At 54.5% G+C, this 1,529-nt stretch carries 1 protein-coding gene; it reads right to left on the reverse strand.

Annotated elements, in window-relative coordinates; translation table 11 throughout:
* Positions 1 to 497: 497 nt before the first annotated feature.
* The gene (locus C501_RS13390; protein WP_018133602.1) at positions 498 to 1,133 is read right to left on the reverse strand and encodes a hypothetical protein; all 636 of its coding nucleotides are present in this window, start codon (positions 1,131 to 1,133) and stop codon (positions 498 to 500) included.
* Between the last annotated feature and the right edge of the window lie 396 nt (positions 1,134 to 1,529).

A 1,529-nucleotide genomic window follows, 5' to 3' on the forward strand; every position in this document is an offset into this window, starting at 1 on the left:
TCACTCCCGTAGAGTTTGAGACGATCTACACGGACGCGAAAGCGGCCTGATCACCCCAAACCCCAACTGTCAACCAAACCCGGGGCAGACCCGAACGGGAATTTCTGGATTAGAGAGCGGGTTGTTTAGTGGCCGGGTCGATGTACGGCCCGTGCTTGCGCGCCCACACGTAACAAGTCGTAGCCAGTGCTACAGCCAAGATCACGCTCATGGGTAGTGCGAAGCCAGAGCCTCGGACTAAAACAGCTACCGGGGAAGCAACAATAGCGGCGAACACCGGTAGGGGTGCTGTAAGGTAACCGCGTTGGATTGCTTCCTTACCGTATTGACCGTACAAAAAAGCAGTCACGAAAAGACCTACCATCAATAACCCGACAAGGACAAAAAGCCAGGGTATGGAGGCTATACCGATCACAAGGACCATTGCTCCGAGGAGACAACTCAACGATAGCCAGTAACGATTCCTCAGCCGCTGGGCTTCTACAGTAGACATGGCCTTAGCATCCCCGGTTGAAATCGATCATGGAACCTCCGACAGCGTAGGCTGCCGCGCATGCGAAGGCTGCTGCCGGCCAAGGTGCAAGTGCACCGCACATTGCCGCTTCAGTAGCGAACCAAGCCCAAAAAGCAGCCCACGCCGCCGGGCATCGCGGCATACCTCTTAGAGCAGTGTCTCGCATTTGGGGTTGGCTTTTGATGATCATCTGGGTTTGATAGTCACCATTTTTTAGGTTGGTGACTCGGAGTTCTAGGGCACCTTGATCAATCATCTGAGTAAAACCGGTCAGTGCTTCGGTATTCATCAGTCCGGCCAAGCCCTCAGCCTGCCGAGTGACATCGATGCCTTGGAAGCTGTTCAAGTACTCCTGTGTTTTAGGAGAAGAAGCGATAAGAGCCAGCCTAGTTGCATAACCTGCCGGATCTGCTATCTCAGCAGCCCGTGCTTTTTCGTCGCCTACCGCCTGCTGTACTTGGCTAGGCCGGGTTGAAACCTTTGTCAGGGTGATGCCTTCAGAAGTTTCAGTGATCCCTTGACCGGTTGGGAGAGTGGCTTGTTGAGCGGACGCTGGCCCAGCTAAAGAGATCATGGCAGCCGCCGCGACAACAATAGAAACGAAAGCTTTACAACGCATGAGACCACCTTGTCATCCATACACTCACACCTGATTCTTAGAACCAAAGTGTAGGAAGAGTCTTGCTTGCAAGGCAAGGCATCAGAAACTAGCCCGAGTCTGACAGTTTGAAGGCCCTGCCTTTATCGTTCTGGACCACGATAGTGGTTTGTGTTCCTTGACGGATGGCGGCTGGAGGCTGCTTGCACGTCTTGGCCCTTTTGTCGTCGACGTTGGGCGACTCGTCCTGCGTAGGCCCGATCCTTTTCAAGCTCCTGAGATGGTGTACCGATTGTCGGCGGCTTAGGCCGTCGGTCTTCGGTGATCGGGTCTGCCCCGGGTTTGGTTGACAGTTGGGGTTTGGGGTGATCAGGCCGCTTTCGCGTCCGTGTAGATCGTCTCAAACTCTACGGGAGT

It is taken from the genome of Acaricomes phytoseiuli DSM 14247, from assembly GCF_000376245.1.
Lineage (GTDB): Bacteria > Actinomycetota > Actinomycetes > Actinomycetales > Micrococcaceae > Renibacterium > Renibacterium phytoseiuli.

Bases quoted from the DNA above. Each gene is read 5' to 3' on its own strand.
- C501_RS13390 (WP_018133602.1), bottom strand. From the start codon at position 1,133: ATGCGTTGTAAAGCTTTCGTTTCTATTGTTGTCGCGGCGGCTGCCATG.